Source organism: Catenulispora pinisilvae, from assembly GCF_015356865.1.
GTDB lineage: Bacteria > Actinomycetota > Actinomycetes > Streptomycetales > Catenulisporaceae > Catenulispora > Catenulispora pinisilvae.
Map to the genome: position 1 here is coordinate 20,016 of NZ_JAAFZA010000091.1, position 18,200 is coordinate 38,215.

An 18,200-nucleotide genomic window follows, 5' to 3' on the forward strand; every position below is an offset into this window, starting at 1 on the left:
GCGGGTGCGTCGGCGATCGGTGTCGGCGACGCTGTGGCCGCGTTGGCGCCGGGCTGGCGCTCACTACCGCCGCTCACTACCGCCGCTCGCGACCGCCCCGTGCTACCGCCGCACGTCTACCGCCCACCGCGGCGCGCTACGGCAGCGCCGGCTGCCCGCCCGGCTCGGTCGGCAACCCCGCGGCGGCCCACGCCCGGAACCCGCCGACCAGGTCGGTGGCCCGGGGCAGGCCGAGCCGCTGGAGGTCGCGGGCGGCCAGGCTGGAGGCGTAGCCCTCGTTGCAGAACACGACGACCACCGACTCCGCGCTGACCCCCGGCAGGCGCCACTCGCTGTCCGGGGACAGCCGCCACTCCAGGTGGATCCGCTCCACCGGCAGCGCGCCGGGGATCTCGCCCTCCGAGGCGCGGTTGGCGTGCGGACGGATGTCGATCAGCAGCGCGCCCCCGTGCCGGAGCTCGTCAGTCTCCTGCGGGCTCACGCGCCGCAATCCGGCCCGGGCGCTCTCGACGAACGTGTCCACGGAACTCAAACCAGGTCCTCCAGGCTCTCGTACTCCCGGGTGGGGAGCAGCGGGGGCGAATAGGCGTGCACGGTCGCGGCCGGACCATTACCCGCCTGCCGCACGCTATGCGCCCGATCGCCCCCGAATCCCAATCCCTGCCCGACCCCGAGCCGCCGCACCCCGATCGGCGCCCCGGGATAGCGGTGCTCCTCCTGCACCTCACCGACCAACACGGTGAACGACCCGGCGGCACCCCCATGATCATGAGGCCGCGTCCCCTGCCCGGGCAGCCAACTCAACAGCCACACCTCGACCCCACGGGTCAAAGCCAGCCGCGTCCACCACCGCTGCGGCTCGGTATAACGCACCAACGGCCGCAGCCGCTCGGCGTTGACCCCATTGGCCAACGCCACAGTCAGATCCCTGAGCTGCGTCGGCGTCCACAAAGGACGATCAGGCAGCACGAGGTCGTGCAGAAATGGTTCGGCGATATCGAGATCAGGCGTCTGCGTCGAGGCGGCCGAGAACATGAAGGCTCCGTGGTCCGAGATGTGAGGTCGAGGTCGGGAACGCCTCGGTACACATGCAGGACGCCACGCGCAACAGATCGACCGGACGGTCGGACCAGGCGAGCAGCGGAGCGGACATGCGCAGATGGTGACACGCGCGGTCCCCGGCGCGCCGGGAGCGTTCGCGATGCGGACACGGGCGTCTCACGGGGTGTCGGGTCGCGGACGGGGCGCGTCTCGGGATGCGGACACGCACATTTGTGTCAGTGGGTGGGGCTATACGTATGTATAGCCGGGTCGGGCGTGAATGCTGTGGTTGGGCGGTTCTCGCCGCAGCCGGTCACGGTGTCGGGGTTGAAGACCCGGCCCTGGGGTGTCCGGCGGTCGGCAGGGTGGCCGGGTCCGCGCCTGGGCTGCCCGCTCTCGGGAACCGACCACACATGTTGTGATAAAACGGACTGATTTCGTCCGCCCCGCCGGGCGACCGCCGCGGGTCTCTGGAAGCCGGCGGACGAAATCTGGCGGTTTTTTCACAACGCTTTCAACCCCACACGCAACCGCCACCCTGCATACGCAGCCCACATCCGGCCGGTGACCAAAACCCCGCACCCCCGAAAGATCGACGCGGCGCTGCACCAGTCAACCGCGCTGCAGCAGCCGCATGGCGCGCCGCACCAGCCGCGCCCCCCGCTACCGCATCCCCATCGCCTTCAACCAATCGTCAGCCACCACATCGATATCCTTCTTCTGATTCATGATCGCCGCCATCATCCCCGCCAGCGCCGCCGTGTCCAGCTTCGCCGACACCGCGTTCAGCGTCGCGACCGCGGTCGGCGTCATGCTGTCCCGGTACGCCAGCGGCGTCACGTTCTGCGCCGTGAACACCTGCTCGGGGTCGGCCAGCACCTTGAAGCCGTGCGAGGCGATGTTCGGGTCGGTGGTGAACAGGGTCGCGACCTGGACCGAGCCGTCGGCCAGGGCCTTGACCGTGATCGGGCCGGCGGTGTCCAGGGAGCTGAAGTTCTTGAACGTCAGGCCGTACTTGTCCTTCAGCCCCGGCAGGCCCTGGTAGCGCTCCTTGAACTCCGGCGGTCCGCCGATGTCCATCGAGGCCGCGTACGGTGCCAGGTCTCCGATCGCGGCCAGATGGTCCTTCGCGGCGGTCGCGGCCGTGACCACCAGTGCGTTCTTGTCCTCGGCGGGGGAGGAGTCCAGGATCTCCAGCGATGCCGGCAGCTTCGTCCGCAGCCCGGCGTTGATGTCCGCGGTCGTGGCGGCGCGCGTCTTGGAGTCCAGGTACGCCAGCAGCGCGCCGTTGTACTCCGGCAGGACCGTCAGCGAACCCTGCTGTACCTGCTGGTACAGCACCTCGCGGCTGCCGACGTTGAACCGTACGCCGACCTTCACGCCCTTGGCCTTCAGCGCCGAGGCGTAGATGTCGGCCAGCAGCACGTTCTCCGGGAAGTTGGCCGAGCCGACCGTCACCTGCCCCTTCTTCGGCCCCGGGACCAGCGGGTTGCCGTTGGTGCAGGCGGTGACGGTCAGTGCCGTCAGTGCGGTCAGCGCGGCCGCCGCCAGCGCCGTGGCGGCGGCCGTCGTCGACAGCCCAGGGCGGCGCGGCGTGTGAGGGGTCTTGCTCATGGGGTCGTCCTTCGTGCGGTGGAAAGCCGGCCCCCCTGCTCAACGCGCCGAGCGCGCTACGTGGTCGGTTTCTTCTGCCTCAGTCCCGGAGAGATCAGCAGTTTGCGCAATACGGCGAAGAACACCAGGTTCAGGATCGCCGCGATCACGATCAGGAACGCGCCTCCGGCCACCATCCCGTAGTCGGTGGTCGCCAGCCCGTCGATGACGAACCGGCCGAGCCCGCCGAACGAGGAGTACGCCGCGATCGCCGTGTTCGCCACCGCGTTCACCGCCGCGAACTGGAACCCGGTCAGGATCAGCGGCAGCGCCGCCGGCACCTCGGCCCGCCACAGCACCTGCCACGGCCGCAGGCCCATGCCCTTGGCCGCGTCGGTGAGCTGCGGATCCACGTTCCGCACGCCCTCGTAGGTGTTCAGCAGGATCGGCGGCACGGTCAGCGCCACCAGGGGGATCATCACGGCCCGGAACTTCACGCCCATGACCACCACCAGCAGCACCACCAGACCCAGCGTCGGCAGCGCCCGCGCCACGTTCGCCAGCGAGGTGACCACCAGCCCGCCGCGCTTGACGTGCCCGGTGAGCAGCCCCAGCGGGAAGGCGATCAGCGCCCCGATGAGCACCGCCTCCACCGAGTACTCGAAGTGCTGAAGGAACCGGGTCGGGATCCCGTCGGTCCCGCTCCAGTTCGCGGACGTGGTCAGCCAGCCCCAGGCCTGACTCAGGACGTTCACGCCGACCTCCGCTTGTTCCACGGCGTGAGCAGCCGTTGCGCGACCACCAGCAGCAGGTCGCAGGCCAGTGCCAGGGCCACGATGACCACGATGCCGGTCACCGCCAGGTCCGACCGGCTCAGCTGGGCCGCGGCCGTGAACAGGGCGCCGAACGCCCCGACGCCGATCACCGTGCCGACGCTGACCATGCTGACGTTGCCGACCGTCGCCACCCGCAGCCCGGCCATGATCGGCGGCACCGCCAGCGGCAGGTCGACGGCGACCAGCCGGCGCGCGCCGGTGTAGCCCATCGCGATGGCTGCGAGCCGGACGTCCTCGGGGATCCCGCGGATGCCCTCCACGATGTTCGGGACCAGCGCCGCGAGGCTGTACACCGACAGCGGGATGATGACCGTGGTCTGCGTCAGTCCGGTGGAGGGGACCAGCAGCACGAACAACGCGATGGACGGCAGGGAGTAGATGACGGTCAGCAGTCCGACCACCGCCGGGTAGATCTTGGGGTAGCGCACGCACAGCAGCGCGATCGGCAGCGCGGCGATCAGCCCGAACAGCACCGACAGCAGCGCCATCGTCAGCTGTTGCTGGATCAGGGATCCGTATGTGCCCAGATAACTGGGGATGTGGGGGAACAGGCCGGCGGACCGCATCAGACGGTCTCCGGATTGTCGTCGCGATCGCCTTGGCCGCCTGGCGTGACCGGGTTGACCGGGTCGCCTGCGTCGCTCAGGTCACCACGGCCGGTGTCCGGAACGCTGGCGCTCTGCGCGGCCCGGATCGCCGGCACCAGTTCCTCGACCGACGCGACCCCGACGACCCGCCCGTCCTCGGCCACCCCGACCGCCCGGCTGGACGGCGACAGGATCGCCGAGTCCAGGGCGGCGCGCAGCGAGTCGGTCTCGGCGCCGAACGTGTGCCCGTAGGAGACGAGCTCGCCGACCGCCACCTTCGTCAGATCCCCGTCCGCCGGCACCTGCTCGGCGGTCAGCCAGCCCAACGGCTTGTGCCCGCCGTCCACGACCAGCAGCCAGGGCTGCGCGCCCCTGCGGGCCAGCACCTCCGCGGCCGGCGCGTCCCGCGCGACCACCGGCTCGGGCCGCAGCGGGACGCCGGTGGAGGAGAAGAACGACAGCCGCCGCACGCCCCGGTCCAGCCCGAGGAAGCTCTCGACGAACTCGTTCTTGGGGTTGGCCAGCAGCTCGGTCGGGGTGTCGAACTGTTCGAGCACGCCGCCGGTGTTCAGCACCGCGACCTTGTCGCCGAGCTGGATCGCCTCGTCGATGTCGTGGGTGACGAACAGGATGGTCTTGCTTAGCTCGGACTGGAGCCGCAGCAGTTCGGTCTGCAGGTCCTTGCGCACCACGGGGTCCACGGCGCTGAAGGGCTCGTCCATCAGCAGCACCGGTGGATCGGCGGCCAGCGCCCGCGCGACGCCGACCCGCTGCTGCTGACCGCCGGAGAGCTGGAACGGGTAGCGCTTCGCGTGGGACTCCTCGAGCCCGACGGTCGTCAGCAGCTCCATGGCCCGCTCGCGCGCCTTGTCCCTGGACCAGCCCAGCAGGCGCGGCACGGTCATCACGTTGGCCAAGACCGTCCGGTGCGGGAACAGACCGGCGTTCTGGATCACGTAGCCGATCCCGCGCCGCAGCTCCGGTGCGGACTTGGACCGCACGTCCACCCCGTCGATGAGGATCTCGCCGCCGGTGGGCTCGATCATCCGGTTGACCATCCGCAGCAGGGTGGTCTTGCCGGACCCGGATGGACCCACCAGCACCGTGATGCGCCCGCTGTCGGCGGTCAGGTCGGTCGCCGCCACGGCCACCGTCCCGTCCGGGTACGTCTTTCCGACCTGCACGAAGGAAATCACCCCCGAGAGCCTAGCCGGTAGGCCGGTCAAAGGTCGGTCAAGCCTCACGATGCGGAAGGTGCCCGTCTCAATCCGATGAGCCGTGGCGTCCTGATGAGTCGTGGCGTCCCGGTCGGCAAAGCCACGGCCACTACAAGAACCATCAGATGAACCAGCACGAGAACCATCACTAGAACCTGTTGCAGTTTTGCGCCGCCGCCCCTACCGTCCCCACCATGCGAACCCCGCTCTCAGCAGCCTTGGGCCTGGAATTCCCGCTGTTCGCGTTCAGCCACTGCCGCGACGTCGTCGCGGCCGTCACCCGGGCCGGGGGCCTGGGCGTCCTGGGCGCGGTCTACTTCACCCCCGACGAGCTCGAGACCGAGCTCCGCTGGCTCGACGCGCACACCGACGGCAAACCGTACGGCGTCGACGTCGTCATGCCGGCCTCCCTCTCCTCCTCCGTCAACGAGGCCTCCGCCAAGGACTCGGCGCGGACCAGCATGGAGGAGACGCTGAAGTCCTACATCCCCGACCACCACCGCGACTTCGTCGAGGGCATCCTCGACAAGTACGAGGTGCCCGAACTCCCCGCCGACGGCGACCACAGCCACCAGTTGCTGGGCTGGACCGACGCCACCGCCCGGCCGCAGGTCGAGGTGGCGCTGGAGCACCCGATCGCCTTGCTGGCCAGCGCGCTGGGCCCGCTGCCGGCCGACATCGTGGAGCTGGCGCACCGGAACAACGTCCGCACCGCGGGCCTGGCCTCCAGCGCCCACCACGCCCGCAAGCAGGTCGACTCCGGCGTCGACATCATCGTCGCGCAGGGCACCGAGGCCGGCGGGCACACCGGCGAGATCTCCACGATGGTGCTGATCCCGGAAGTCGTCGACGCGGTGGGGGACACCCCGGTCCTGGCCGCCGGCGGGATCGGCGACGGCCGTCAGGTCGCGGCGGCCATGGCCCTGGGCGCGCAGGGCGCCTGGACCGGCTCGATCTGGCTGACGGTCGCCGAGGCCGACACCGACCCGCGCGTGGTCCCCAAGCTGCTGGCCGCGTCCTCGCGCGACACCGTCCGCTCCCGCGCGCTCACCGGCAAACCGGCACGCCAGCTGCGCACCGACTGGACCGACGCCTGGGAGGGCACTGATTCCCCCGGCGCGCTGCCGATGCCGTTGCAGTACATGCTGGTCTCCGAGGCGCACCGCCGCATCGCCCGGGCCGGCCGCACCGAGTTGATGGGCATGCCGGTCGGCCAGATCGTCGGTTCGATGACCGATGTCCGACCGGTGCGCGAGGTGATCTACCAACTCATCGAGGAGTACGCGGCGGCCGTCGAGCGGCTGGGCGCGATCACCGAGGCGTGAGCCGGCCGGCGGCGCCGCGGATCGGACCACGTACGGCCACGTAAGACCACGTAAGACCACGTACGGCGTGACCGTCGTTACCGATCAGACCGCGTAAGGAGCGCCACGCTGGACATCTGCGGTCGTTCGGGACTGCGAACACCCGTAAGGGGTAGAGGCGGAAAATCATCCACATCCGCCGATAACCGTGCGGTCACCGCCTGTCACACCGTACTCTGCGAACTGGCACCGGTGAGCCCCCGCGGTTCCGGTGCCCAACCGGTCACGCCGAGGGCAGACGCGACCGGGACACCGGGGTCTCTTTCCGCGCTCTAGAGGCCCCGGTGTCGGTCGTTCGGTTAGCGTGGGCCGATGGGTGACTTCATATACGGACAGGACCTGGTCCGGGCGCTGCTGAAGGACCAACATCCTGATCTGGCGGATCTCGAACTCCGCGACGTCCCCGGCGGTTGGGGCAACCAGCAGTTCCGGCTCGGCGCGGACTTGGCCGTACGGATGCCGCGTGGCGAGGTGCCCTCGTTTCAGGCGCGGCTGGAACAGAGATGGCTGCCGACGTTCGTTGATCGCCTGCCGCTGCCCACGCCGATGCCGGTGCGGGTCGGCGAACCGTCGGAGCTGTTCGGGTACCCCTGGACAATCATGCGCTGGGTCGAGGGCGAACCGGCCGACCAGGCGCCGATCACCCGCGCCGAGTCGGCGGACGCCTTGGCGGGATTCCTCGCCGCACTGCACCAGCCGGCCCCCGCCGACGCCCCGGTCAGCGAGCGGCGCGTCGATGGCGAGGCCACGATCCAGCGCTGGCTCGCGGACCTGGAGGACCGGGAGGTCGCCGAGGCGGCCCGCGAGGTCTGGCTGACGGCCGTCGCGGCGCCGAAGTGGCGGGGCGGGGCGGTGTGGCTGCACACCGATCTGCATCCGGCCAACGTCGTCGTGCGGGACGGGATGCTGGCCGGCGTGGTCGACTTCGGCGACCTGGGGTCCGGCGATCCGGCGATCGACCTGTCGGCCGCCTGGATCCTGCTGCCCGCAGGTTCGGCGGACCGGTTCTTCGAGGTCTACCAGCGTGCCGACGACGCCGACATCACCCGGGCCCGCGGCTGGGCCGTGCTGCGCGCGATGACGTTGATCGCGATCGGGCGGGCCGGCCGGCTCGGCAGGCCCGGCGGCAAGCCGACGTGGGAACCGGCCGGATATGCCACCCTGGAGCGCGCGCTGAGCGCTTGAAGTGCGTACTCGGCGGTTGAAGTGCGCACTCAGCATTTGAAGCGCGAACTCAACACCTGAAGTGCGAACTCAACACCTGAAGTACGGGCTGATCATGCGCATCGCCCGCTGACAACCAGAACCGCCCCCACCCTCGTGGTAGCCGATGGAGGCAGGGACACCACGAGGGGCGGCCACATGCAAAGACCTGACGACGACGAGTTCAGCGAACTCGTCGCCGCTCGTTCCCACACGCTGCGGCGCACCGCGTACTTGATGTGCGGCGACTGGCACCAGGCCGAGGACCTGACCCAGATCGCGTTCATCAAGCTGCACGCCGCCTGGGGCCGGGTGCGCCGTCGTGAGGATCTGGACGCCTATCTCCGCAAGACCCTGCTCCGCGCCTGCATCGACGAGAAGCGGCACGTCCGGTGGCGCCGGGAGTACCCCGGCTCGGACGATCTGCCGGACCGTCCGGCCACCGACAGCGCGCCGGACACGGCCGCCGCCGACCGCGACCTTCTCGTCGCGGCGCTGCGCACGCTGCCGCCCGGGCAGCGCGCGGTATTGGTACTGCGCTTCTGGGAGGACCAGAGCGTGGAGGAGACCGCCCGGTTGTTGGGGTGCTCGGCCGGCACCGTCAAGAGCCAGACGGCCCGGGGTCTGGCGGCGTTGCGCGTGGAAATCGCGAGCTCCGCGCACGCCGCCGATCCCGACCTGCTCACGTGGAAGGAAGGATGAGCATGGCTGAGGAAGAAGTGGACTGGGCTCGCGAACTGTTCGACCGGACCCGGGGGGCGGGCGAGCCCGGATGGATCGCCGACCCCGCGGTGCTCGCCCACGCCGGGGACCGGCGGCGGCGGTTCCGGATGGCGGGCGCCGGCGGCGGGCTGGCCGGGGTGGTGGCGCTGACCGTCGCCGTGGCGGTGGGGCTGGGCGCCGGGACCGCCGATCTCGGTTCGCAGCCGGGGCCCGGCGGTGCCTGGGGCGGCAGGCCGCTGTCGAACGTCTTCAACTACGTCACGAACATGGGCACGAGCGAGCAGCCCGGCGACAAGTCCGGCATCGTATACATCCCGCAACCGGCGGCGGTGAACCTGGCGGCGGTGCTAGGGCAGATGGATCCCACCCTCACCCACTTCAACGGTTCCCGGGACCAAGCGCACCTGCGCATCGTCGCCGCCTCGGACGCGCGGGCGAAGACGGCCAACGAGATCATCATGACGTCGGTCTGGACGAATGACATTCTTCGTCAGTCCGGCCAGCTGACCTTCACGCTCTCCTCCTCCAGCGGGTGGGCGCAGACCATCGGGGCGACGGTCGGGTTCGCCACCGACAAGCTCGCCGCGCCCTGCGACATTCCGTTCTCCGGCGACCAGCCGGTGACAGGACAGTCGGTGACAGGGGCCTCGTCCATGCCCCTGCTGGCCGCGCAGTGGTCGTCCTGCGCGGTGACGCGTCTCCCGGACGGCTCCACGACCGGCAGCGCCTCGGCGAAGATCGGCAAGGGCACCGCGACCGTCGCGCTCCGGCAGTTCGCCGACGGCGAGTTGTTCTCCGTTGTCGCGCAGGACTTCCAGACGCCGTGGCAGGAGTCGGCACCGGATCCGGCGACCGTGGTCCAGCCGACACCGTGGACCGCGCAGTCCCTGGCCTCGGCCCTGGCCGATCCGGCGATCCACTCCGGCTGGAGCCTGCTCCCGCCTCCTGATCCGGACGGAAAGCTGCTGCTGCCCGCCGACTTGGGGACGGGTTGGTCCTTCGACACCGGACAGGCGGACCAGGGCACCAGCGGGATGTTGCAAGCCGTCAACGGCTGCGACGCCCAGGGGAGCGTGCCGTTGTCGAAGACCGGATCGGACACGCACTATTGGGGTCCGCTGCCGAACGGCGTCACCGGCACGGCGGTTGAAGGCGAGTACTTCCTCGCCCACGGTTCCGGTGCGCAAGACATGGCCAAGGTCCGGGCGGCGGCCCAGGGCGGATGTAAGGTCGGGCCGGTCGACTACTCGAAGGACACGGTCACGCCGCTGCCGGCCGGGATCGGCGACGAGGCGTTCGCGCAGACCATGCCGGATCTGGGGATCGTCAGCGTCTACGTCCGCGTCGGCGACACGATCCTGCGGACTGACCTGTCCAACTCCAACCACGTCCGAGACCAGACCTGGACCACCAAGACTCCGCTCGACCTGAGCTCGGCGGCCGATCAGCAGTGGCTCGCGGGCATCGGACGGTCCATGGTCTCCCGCTACTCCGGCGGCGCGACCCACCACTAAGGGTTCCGCATCCGGATTCTGCATCCGGGTCCTCATACGGCTCGTCGGCACACCGCGTCGCGGTCGCCGGCGAGCCGTTCGACGCGTGGTTCGGCCAGCCGTTCGCAACAAACAGGAACTCGTTCTAGTTTCGCCCCGCGTAGCCCTTGCAGCCTCTCAGGGCCCGTGTTGTACTCCACTACTGACGATCCATCAGATGGAGTAGGCGGGAGTCGCGCATGGCAGGGCTGGGTTTCTGGAAGATCGCGCAAGCCGACCCCGACTGGACCGCCGTCATCGAGGAAGCCGGCGACGAGCACAGAGCCGGCGACGTCCTGGCGCGCGCCAACCAGACCGTGCACGCGCTGCGCGCCCTCGGCATGGCCGACGGCGACGGGCTCACGCTGCTGATGCCCAACCTGGTGGAGATGGTCGAGATCTACGCCGCGGCCTTGCAGGCCGCGTGGTACTACACGCCGATCAACTTCCACCTGGCCGGGCCCGAGATCGCCTACATCATCCACGACGCCGAGGCCAAGGCCTTCTTCTGCCACGCGCGCTTCGCCGACCTCGGCCTGGCCGCCGTCGCGGAACTGGAGAAGGAGGGGCGGGGGCTGCCGAAGGAGGCGCTGATCAGCGTCGGCGGCGACATCCCCGGCTTCACCCCGCTGGAGCAGTTCCGTGCCGGGCACAGCACCGACCTGCCGGAGAACCGCGGCTACGGCACGGCGATGCACTACACCTCCGGCACCACCGGCAAGCCCAAGGGCGTGCGGCGCGCGCTGTCCGGTCAGGACCCGGACATGATGGCCGAGATGAGCACGGTGTTGCCCGGCTTCTTCGGCATCAAGCCCGGTGGCGGCGGCGTGCACCTGGTCACCTCGCCCAACTACCACACCGCGGTCACCCAGTTCGGCGGCACCGCGCTGCAGATGGGCCACACCCTGGCGCTGATGGACAAGTGGACGCCGGAGGGCACGCTGGAGATGATCCAGCGCACCAAGGCCACGCACACTCACATGGTCCCGACCCAGTTCCACCGGATGCTGCACCTGCCGGAGGAAGTGAAGCAGCGGTACGACGTCTCCTCGATGAAGGTCGCGATCCACGCCGCCGCGCCGTGCCCGCAGCACGTCAAGCGGGCCATGCTCGACTGGTGGGGCCCGGTCATCTACGAGTACTACGCCGCGACCGAGGGCGGCGGCACCATCGCCACCCCCGAGGACTGGGTGGCGCATCCCGGCACCGTCGGCAAGGCCTGGCCGATCAGCGAGGTGGTGGCCCTGGACGAGAACGGCGCGGAGGTCGCGGTCGGCACGCCGGGCACCGTCTACATGAAGATGGGCGTCGGCGAGTTCGAGTACAAGGGCGACAAGGCGAAGACCGAGGCCAACCGGCACAACGGCTACTTCACCGTCGGCGACATCGGCTACTTCGACGAGGACGGCTTCCTCTACCTCTGCGACCGCAAGATCGACATGATCATCTCCGGCGGCGTCAACATCTACCCGGCCGAGATCGAGGGCGAGCTGCTGCGGCATCCGGCGGTCGGCGACGTCGCGGTGTTCGGCATCCCGGACGAGGACTGGGGCGAGCAGATCAAGGCCGTGGTCGAGCTGAACGAGGGGTACGAGCCCGCCGACGCGCTCGCCGCGGAGATCATCGGCTCACTGGAGGGCCGGCTGGCCCGGTTGAAGTGGCCCAAGACGCTGGACTTCACCGACCAGCTCCCGCGCGAGCCCAACGGGAAGCTGTTCAAACGGCGGCTGCGCGACCCGTACTGGGCCGGCCACCAGAGCGCGATCTGAGGCGCGGGATCGAGATGACGACTCAGGCTTCTTCGTCCTCCCAGGCCGCTCAGACCTCCGCTTCCCGGGCCTCGGCCTCTCAGACCTCTGATGAGCGTGTGGTGCACGTCCTGGAGTTCCCCGGCGGCTACACCCGCTCCACCGGACCGGTGATCGGCCGGTTCCTGACCGGCCTGCGCTCCGGGCGGCTGTTCGGCGTGCGGATGCCGGACGGCAGGGTCCTGGTCCCGCCGACCGAGTACGATCCGCAGACCGCGGCCGCGCTGGGGACCGCCGACGAGGATTGGGTGGAAGTCGGCCCGGCCGGGACCGTGACCACCTGGACCTGGGTCGACGATCCGCGCCCGGACCACCCACTGGACCGGCCTTTCGCCTGGGCCCTGATCCGGCCAGACGGCGCCGACACCGCGCTGCTGCACGCCGTGGACAGCGGTTCGAAGGCGGCGATGGCGACCGGGATGCGGGTGCATCCGACGTGGCGGGCCGAGCGCACCGGGGCGGTCAAGGACATCGCGTGCTTCGCGCCGGGGGAGGGGCCGGCCGAGGTGCCGGCGCTGGTTCCGGCGCCGGATGGGGAAGCAGAGCTCGAACCCGTCTCCATGGTCACGCTGCCGCACCGGTTGGAGTACCGGCTGCGGGGCGGGACGGTCTGGAACCACTTCATCGACGGCATGGCCGTCGGGCAGATCCGCGGCACGCGCTGTGCGAAGTGCGGCAAGGTCTTCGTGCCGCCGCGCGGCGCGTGCCCGGGCGACGGCGTGCCGGCCACCGAGTGGGTGGACCTGCCGGACACCGGCGTGCTGACCACGTTCGCGGTCAACAACGTCCCGGCCGCCGGCGCGCCGGAGGTGCCGTTCATCAGCGGCTACGTGCTGCTGGACGGCGCCGACATCGCGATGCTCGCCCTCGTCTCCGACGTGCCGTGGCAGGAGGTGCGGATCGGGATGCGGGTGCGGGGGGTGTGGGTGCCGGACGCCGAGCGGACGCGGTCGGTGAAGAACCTGAAGTGGTTCGCCCCGACCGGCGAACCCGACGTCCCGTTCGAGCAGTTCGAGGAGTACGTGTGATGAGGGACGTCGCGGTCGTCGCGTTCGCGCAGAGCGAGCACAGCTTCTCCGACCTCGGCTGGACCGAGGCGGACCTGGTGATGCCGCTGGTGAACGAGGTGCTGTCGGTCACCGGTATGGACCGCTCCGAGATCGGCTTCACCTGCTCGGGGTCCAACGACTACCTGGTCGGCACGCCGTTCTCGTTCGTGGCGGCGCTGGACACCATCGGCGCGTGGCCGCCGATCGCCGAGAGCCACGTGGAGCAGGACGGAGCCTGGGCGCTGTACGAGGCGTGGGTGCGGATGCAGCACGGCGACATCGACGCCGCGCTGGTGTACGGATTCGGCAAGGGGACGATCGGCGACCAGGTCGGGATCAGTTCGCTGTCCTACGACCCCTACTACCTGGCGCCGCTGGTGCCGGGGCACATCGCGATGGCCGGGCTTCAGGCGCGGGCGTTGAAGGACGCCGGGTTCGACGTCGATCCCGATCCCACGCCGCCACCGGCCACGGACGGTGCCGCGGCGGTGATCCTCGCGGCGGGCGAGGTGGCGCGCAGAGTGTGTTCGCGGCCCGCGTGGATCACCGGGCTCGACCACCGGATCGAGCCGCACGCGATCGGGTCGCGGGATCTGACGCACAGTCCGTCGACGCGGGAGGCGGCGGCGCGGGCCGGGGTGCGTCCCGGCGTCGTCGACTTCGCGGAGCTGCATACCCGTTTCGAGCATGAAGAGGTGTTGCTGCGCCGCGAGCTCGGGCTGGATGAGAAGACGGTGGTCAACCCCTCCGGGGGGCCGCGTAAGGCCGATCCGATCATGGCGACCGGGCTGATCCGGATCGGCGAGGCCGCCGCGCGGATCCACGACGGGAGCGCTCAGCGCGCCGTCGCCCACGCCGCTTCCGGACCGTGCCTTCAACACAACCTCGTCTGCGTCCTCGCAGCTGATACCGCATCAGACCTCGTATCCGAAGGGGAGCGCTGACCATGGGCAACCGGTGCGCCGTGATCGGCGTCGGGCAGACCAAGTACCGGACCAAGCGGGCCGACGTGTCGCTCGCCGGGATGGTGCGCGAGGCGGCGCTGGCGGCGCTGGAGGACGCCGGGCTGACGTTCGCCGACATCGACTCGGTGGTGGTGGGCAAGGCCCCGGACATGTTCGAGGGCGTCGCCACGCCCGAGCTCTACCTGGCCGACGCGCTCGGCGCGGTCGGCAAGCCGATGATGCGCGTGCACACCGCCGGCTCGGTCGGCGGCTCGACCACGCTGGTCGGGGCCTCGCAGGTGCAGGCCGGGCTGCACGAGCGGGTGCTGGTGGTGGCGTTCGAGAAGCAGTCGGAGTCGAACGCGACGTGGGCGCTGTCCACGCACTCGCCGTTCTCCGCCTCGCTGGTGGTCGGCGCCGGCGGGTATTTCGCGCCATATATCCGGGCCTATATACGGCGTTCCGGTGCTCCGGCCAATATCGGGATGATGGTCGCGGTCAAGGACAGAATCAATGCGTTGCGTAATCCGTACGCGCATTTGAAGATCCCCAACATCGATCTCGCGATGGTCGAGGAATCGATGATGTTGTGGGATCCGATTCGCTATCTGGAGACTTGTCCTTCTTCGGACGGTGCGGTGGCGATGGTGTTGGCCTCCGAGCGGGCCGCCGAGGCCGCCGGCGCGGCCACCGGGCGGCCGCCGGCCTGGGTGCACGGTGCGGCGATGCGCTCGGAGCCGATGGGGATGTCGGGGCGGGACAGCGTGGACCCGCGGGCCGGGCGCGACTGCGCGGCCGACGTCTACCGGCAGGCCGGCGTCACCGAGCCCCGGCGCCAGTTCGCCACGGCCGAGGTGTACGTGCCGTTCTCCTGGTACGAGCCGATGTGGCTGGAGAACTTGGGGTTCGCGGAGAAGGGGTCGGGCTGGAAACTGACCGAGGCCGGCGCGACCGCGTTCGATGGGGACATCCCGTGGAACCCCTCCGGCGGCGTGCTCTCCTCCAATCCGATCGGGGCCTCCGGGATGATCCGCTTCGCCGAGGCCGCGCAGCAGGTCCGGGGCCAGGCCGGGGAGCATCAGGTGGCTGCCGCCGTCGACGGCTCGCGACTGGCCCTGGGGCACGCTTATGGCGGCGGATCTCAATTCTTTGCCATGTGGGCGGTGGGGGCCCGCAAGCCATAGATCGTTTTCTGCTCTTCCCACGTCCCGAGATGAGAATTCCACATTTCCACCGCGGTCATATGCCGCACTTGGCGTCATGTCCGGCGCGGAAACGCACGCGATATAGGAAGGGTATTGCGACGCCGTTCAGCTCGGCGTAACGTCCGCGTTCAACACCGGCACGGCGGGGCGGACCGAGGCCGGTCACCTGGGCTGTGAAGTGCGGTGGACGATGTGGCGACAGTCGATTTCCTTCGGGCGAGTTGCACATACCCGGAAGGCAGACGCAAGGCGGTTGACAACCTGACGCTGTCCGTGGCGGACGGCGAACTCCTGGTCCTGCTGGGCCCCTCCGGCTGCGGCAAGACCACAGCCCTGCGCATGCTCGCCGGCCTGGAGGACATCCAGACCGGCCAGGTCCTCGTCGACGGCCACGACCTGCACGGCATCCCACCCGGCGAGCGCGACCTGGCGATGGTGTTCCAGAGCTACGCCCTCTTCCCCCACATGTCGGTGGCCCGCAACCTCGGATTCCGCATGGAACTCGCCGGCGCCCCGGCCTCGGCGGTCTCCCGCCGGGTGCGCCGCGTCGCATCAGAGCTGAACCTGTCGGACCGCCTGGACCGCCTGCCGAAGACCCTGTCCGGCGGCGAGCAACAGCGCGTGGCCATCGGCCGCGCGATGGTCCGCGAACCGCGCGTGTTCCTGATGGACGAGCCCCTGGGCGCACTGGACGCGAAGCTGCGCACGGCGGCGCGCGCGAGGATCGCCGAGATGCAGCGCAAGAGCGGCATCACGACCCTGTACGTCACCCACGACCAGGTCGAGGCGATGGCGATGGGCGACCGCATCGCGATCATGAACCGCGGCCTCCTGCAACAAGTCGACACGCCCCGCCGCCTCTACGACCACCCGGTGAACGAGTTCGTGGCCGGCTTCGTCGGCTCCCCGGCGATGAACCTGGTCCCCGGAATGTACAAGCACGGCTGGGCCCTCATCGGCGAGGCGGGCGTGTACGAGGTCCCGGTGGAGGTGGCGTACCCGCTGACCTCCCCATCGGTCCTAGTCGGCTTCAGACCGGAACACGCGACCTTCGCAGCCCCCGGCAACGGCCTCTACACCACGGTGAGCCTGGTGGAACGACTCGGGCACACGGCCTACGCACACTGCGAGATCACCGTCGGGCGCGGCCGCCGGACGGTGATCGTGCGCTGCGAGGAGAACGCGGCGCCTCGGGTCGGGGCGCAGGTGGGGGTGGTGCCGGATCCTCGGGAGATACATGTTTTCGACGGGGAGACCGGGGTGCGGGTGGGGCGGTAGGGGCGGCCGTCAGCGGCGGCGGTAGCGGTGGCTGCTGTAGCCGTGGCTGGGTAGCTATCTGCCCGCGGTCCGGTCCGTCTTCAGCGCTGGGTCGTGGCGATGATGCGGGCCGAGAGCGCGTCGAGCTCCAGGCCCCCCTGCGCGAGCTGGGCCTCAGCAGCCTGGTAGTACGCGGGGTGGTTCGTCGCGGCGGCGAGGGCGTCGGTCGCGCCGGCGACGTACGCGCTCAGCGCGGCCTGCCACGCGGTGGCCCCCACGGTGTCGGGCATCGCAGCCAGCTGCCCCTCGCTGGCCACCTGATCGCACAGGGCCTTGGCAGCCGCAGGGACCGCCGCGGCGTCCTGGCGCAGGACGATGCCGTGCAGCGTGGCCGCGTCCGAGCGCAGCGCGTTGACACTGGGCGTGGCCATGATCGCCCAGCCACCGATGGACGCCATCGTGCCGCTGCCATTGCTCACCGAACTGGCATTGCCCAGCGCGGCGGCACACGAGGCACTGGCCCCCGCAGCCGGACCACCCGTGGTCGGCGACGCACTGGGGCTGGCACTCGCACTCGGACTGCTGGTCACGGCCGCCGGATTGGCCACAGCAGCGTTCCCATTCGACCCGGCGCCCCCATTGCCGGCGGCCACCACACCACTCGAGCCCTTCGAACTCCCCGACCCGTTCGACAGCAGATGCCACCCGAACGGCCCAACCGACCCCACCACAGCCAAGGCGGCCACCACCCCGAACGCGATGCGCCGATCAAAACGATCATCAGCCGCCCCGGACTCGTCATCACCGGACGGGGGCTGCTCGGGCGTCGTCGTCATGCATCAACGGTCGGACGGCTCGGCAGACCGTGCCAGCGCACTGACCCTTATGGCTGATGGCGGCCCGGCGGTGCTGTCGCATGTCAGTGCTAGCCGACGTGGCGAGCTCGCGAAAACGCGAACGCGCGCAGCGTTGAACGGTGACACGGGCCGCGTGCATTGCGCCCATCGGTGGTCGCGGTGGTTGCGGTGGATTCGTTGGCCGGAGGCCGAGCGGTGCGCGCTGGGCGGCGCGAGCGGTGGCGTGCGGGTCGCGCTGTCTGCTCGGCGACTCCTGCGGCGGGCAGGCAGGGCTGGCCGCGATGCGGCATGGGCAGCGCTGCGGGACGGGCGTCGGGCGAGGGCTGCGTGGGCGGCGCGAGTGGCGCGAGTGGTCGGCATCCGGGGCGGGGCGCGTGGGTCGCGAGTGGTCGGCGTGCCGGGCGTGGGTGCATCGGCTGTGTGCGGTCGGCATTCCCTGTCTCGGACAGGTGGGCCGCGAGCGATAAGCACCGGCGGCTGGGCACGTGGGCTGCGAGCGGTGGGCGTCCGGGGCGGGTCGCGTGGGCTGCAAGCCGGCGGCATGCGTGCGTAGTGCGGGCGCGATGCCGCGGGCGGTCACGGTGTGGGGCGTGGGCGTGCGGGCTGCGAGCGGTCGGCGTGCCGGGCGTGGGCGGTGCGGGCTGCGAGCGGTGGGCGTGCGCGGCGATCGTGAAGCGCGGCGTGGCGCATCGTGGGCTGCCCGCGGTCGGCGTCCCGGTCACGATGAGGCGATCGGGCGTAGCGCTGGGCGGCTGCGAGGTCAGGAGTGTGGGCGGCGCGGAGTTTCGGCGACGCGCGGGTCACGGAAGTGCGGGCCGCGAGCGGGCTGCGAGCGCGGGCGTGTGGACTGCGAGTGGTCGGCATTCGGGGCGGGGCGCGTGGGTTGCAAGCCGTCGTGCGTGCGGGCGCGATGCCGTGGGCGGTCATCGTGTGGGGCGTGGAGGCGCGTGCGGGCTGCGAGCGGTCGGCGTGCTGGGCGTGGGC

16 protein-coding genes are annotated in these 18,200 nt (G+C 70.4%); 9 read left to right on the forward strand and 7 right to left on the reverse strand.

Annotation, left to right across the window (positions count from 1 at the left end):
* Positions 1–136: 136 nt before the first annotated feature.
* The 6 genes from IZR01_RS24055 to IZR01_RS24080 all read right to left on the reverse strand — a co-directional run bounded on the left by IZR01_RS24055 (position 137) and on the right by IZR01_RS24080 (position 5,253).
* Complete coding sequence (locus tag IZR01_RS24055; protein ID WP_194899269.1) at positions 137–532, reverse strand: rhodanese-like domain-containing protein; 396 nt, start codon at positions 530–532, stop codon at positions 137–139.
* On the reverse strand, positions 529–1,035 hold the full coding sequence (locus IZR01_RS24060; protein WP_194899268.1) for a cysteine dioxygenase: 507 nt from the start codon (positions 1,033–1,035) through the stop codon (positions 529–531). Before IZR01_RS24060 ends, IZR01_RS24055 begins: the two co-directional genes overlap by 4 nt.
* Positions 1,036–1,704: 669 nt before the next feature.
* Positions 1,705–2,655: an ABC transporter substrate-binding protein gene (locus IZR01_RS24065; protein ID WP_194925181.1), complete on the reverse strand. Its 951-nt coding sequence runs from the start codon at positions 2,653–2,655 to the stop codon at positions 1,705–1,707.
* Between the two features lie 56 nt (positions 2,656–2,711).
* A complete protein-coding gene (locus tag IZR01_RS24070) occupies positions 2,712–3,389 on the reverse strand; it encodes an ABC transporter permease (RefSeq protein ID WP_194925182.1) in 678 nt (225 codons plus the stop codon).
* Positions 3,386–4,036 (reverse strand): ABC transporter permease, encoded by a 651-nt coding sequence (locus IZR01_RS24075; RefSeq protein ID WP_194897809.1) that lies wholly within the window; start codon positions 4,034–4,036, stop codon positions 3,386–3,388. The genes IZR01_RS24070 and IZR01_RS24075 overlap by 4 nt, the downstream gene beginning before the upstream one ends.
* A complete protein-coding gene (locus IZR01_RS24080; protein ID WP_323747081.1) occupies positions 4,036–5,253 on the reverse strand; it encodes an ABC transporter ATP-binding protein in 1,218 nt (405 codons plus the stop codon). The genes IZR01_RS24075 and IZR01_RS24080 overlap by 1 nt, the downstream gene beginning before the upstream one ends.
* Before the next feature lie 215 nt (positions 5,254–5,468).
* Between IZR01_RS24080 and IZR01_RS24085 the strand changes: the two genes are divergently transcribed.
* The 9 genes from IZR01_RS24085 (at position 5,469) to IZR01_RS24125 (ending at position 16,380) form a co-directional block, all read left to right on the forward strand.
* Positions 5,469–6,599: an NAD(P)H-dependent flavin oxidoreductase gene (locus tag IZR01_RS24085; protein WP_194925183.1), complete on the forward strand. Its 1,131-nt coding sequence runs from the start codon at positions 5,469–5,471 to the stop codon at positions 6,597–6,599.
* Between the two features lie 351 nt (positions 6,600–6,950).
* A complete protein-coding gene (locus IZR01_RS24090) occupies positions 6,951–7,823 on the forward strand; it encodes an aminoglycoside phosphotransferase family protein (RefSeq protein WP_194897807.1) in 873 nt (290 codons plus the stop codon).
* A 177-nt stretch (positions 7,824–8,000) separates the two neighbouring features.
* Positions 8,001–8,543, forward strand: a complete 543-nt coding sequence (locus IZR01_RS24095; protein WP_194897806.1) for a SigE family RNA polymerase sigma factor — start codon at positions 8,001–8,003, stop codon at positions 8,541–8,543.
* A 2-nt stretch (positions 8,544–8,545) separates the two neighbouring features.
* On the forward strand, positions 8,546–10,078 hold the full coding sequence (locus IZR01_RS24100) for a hypothetical protein (RefSeq protein ID WP_194925184.1): 1,533 nt from the start codon (positions 8,546–8,548) through the stop codon (positions 10,076–10,078).
* Positions 10,079–10,296: 218 nt separating this feature from the next.
* Positions 10,297–11,865 carry an acyl-CoA synthetase gene (locus IZR01_RS24105; RefSeq protein ID WP_194925185.1) on the forward strand — a complete coding sequence of 523 codons (1,569 nt, stop codon included), beginning with the start codon at positions 10,297–10,299 and terminating at the stop codon, positions 11,863–11,865.
* 14 nt (positions 11,866–11,879) lie between these two features.
* A complete protein-coding gene (locus IZR01_RS24110) occupies positions 11,880–12,932 on the forward strand; it encodes a Zn-ribbon domain-containing OB-fold protein (RefSeq protein ID WP_194925186.1) in 1,053 nt (350 codons plus the stop codon).
* The gene (locus IZR01_RS24115; protein ID WP_194897802.1) at positions 12,932–13,897 is read left to right on the forward strand and encodes a thiolase family protein; all 966 of its coding nucleotides are present in this window, start codon (positions 12,932–12,934) and stop codon (positions 13,895–13,897) included. Before IZR01_RS24110 ends, IZR01_RS24115 begins: the two co-directional genes overlap by 1 nt.
* A gap of 2 nt (positions 13,898–13,899) precedes the next feature.
* Positions 13,900–15,081, forward strand: coding sequence for a thiolase family protein (locus tag IZR01_RS24120; protein ID WP_194925187.1), 1,182 nt, complete (start codon positions 13,900–13,902; stop codon positions 15,079–15,081).
* Positions 15,082–15,294: 213 nt separating this feature from the next.
* The gene (locus IZR01_RS24125; RefSeq protein WP_194925188.1) at positions 15,295–16,380 is read left to right on the forward strand and encodes an ABC transporter ATP-binding protein; all 1,086 of its coding nucleotides are present in this window, start codon (positions 15,295–15,297) and stop codon (positions 16,378–16,380) included.
* A gap of 80 nt (positions 16,381–16,460) precedes the next feature.
* On the opposite strand, the gene IZR01_RS24130 is transcribed toward IZR01_RS24125, so the two are convergent.
* Positions 16,461–17,195, reverse strand: coding sequence for a hypothetical protein (locus tag IZR01_RS24130; RefSeq protein ID WP_194925189.1), 735 nt, complete (start codon positions 17,193–17,195; stop codon positions 16,461–16,463).
* Positions 17,196–18,200 lie beyond the last annotated feature (1,005 nt).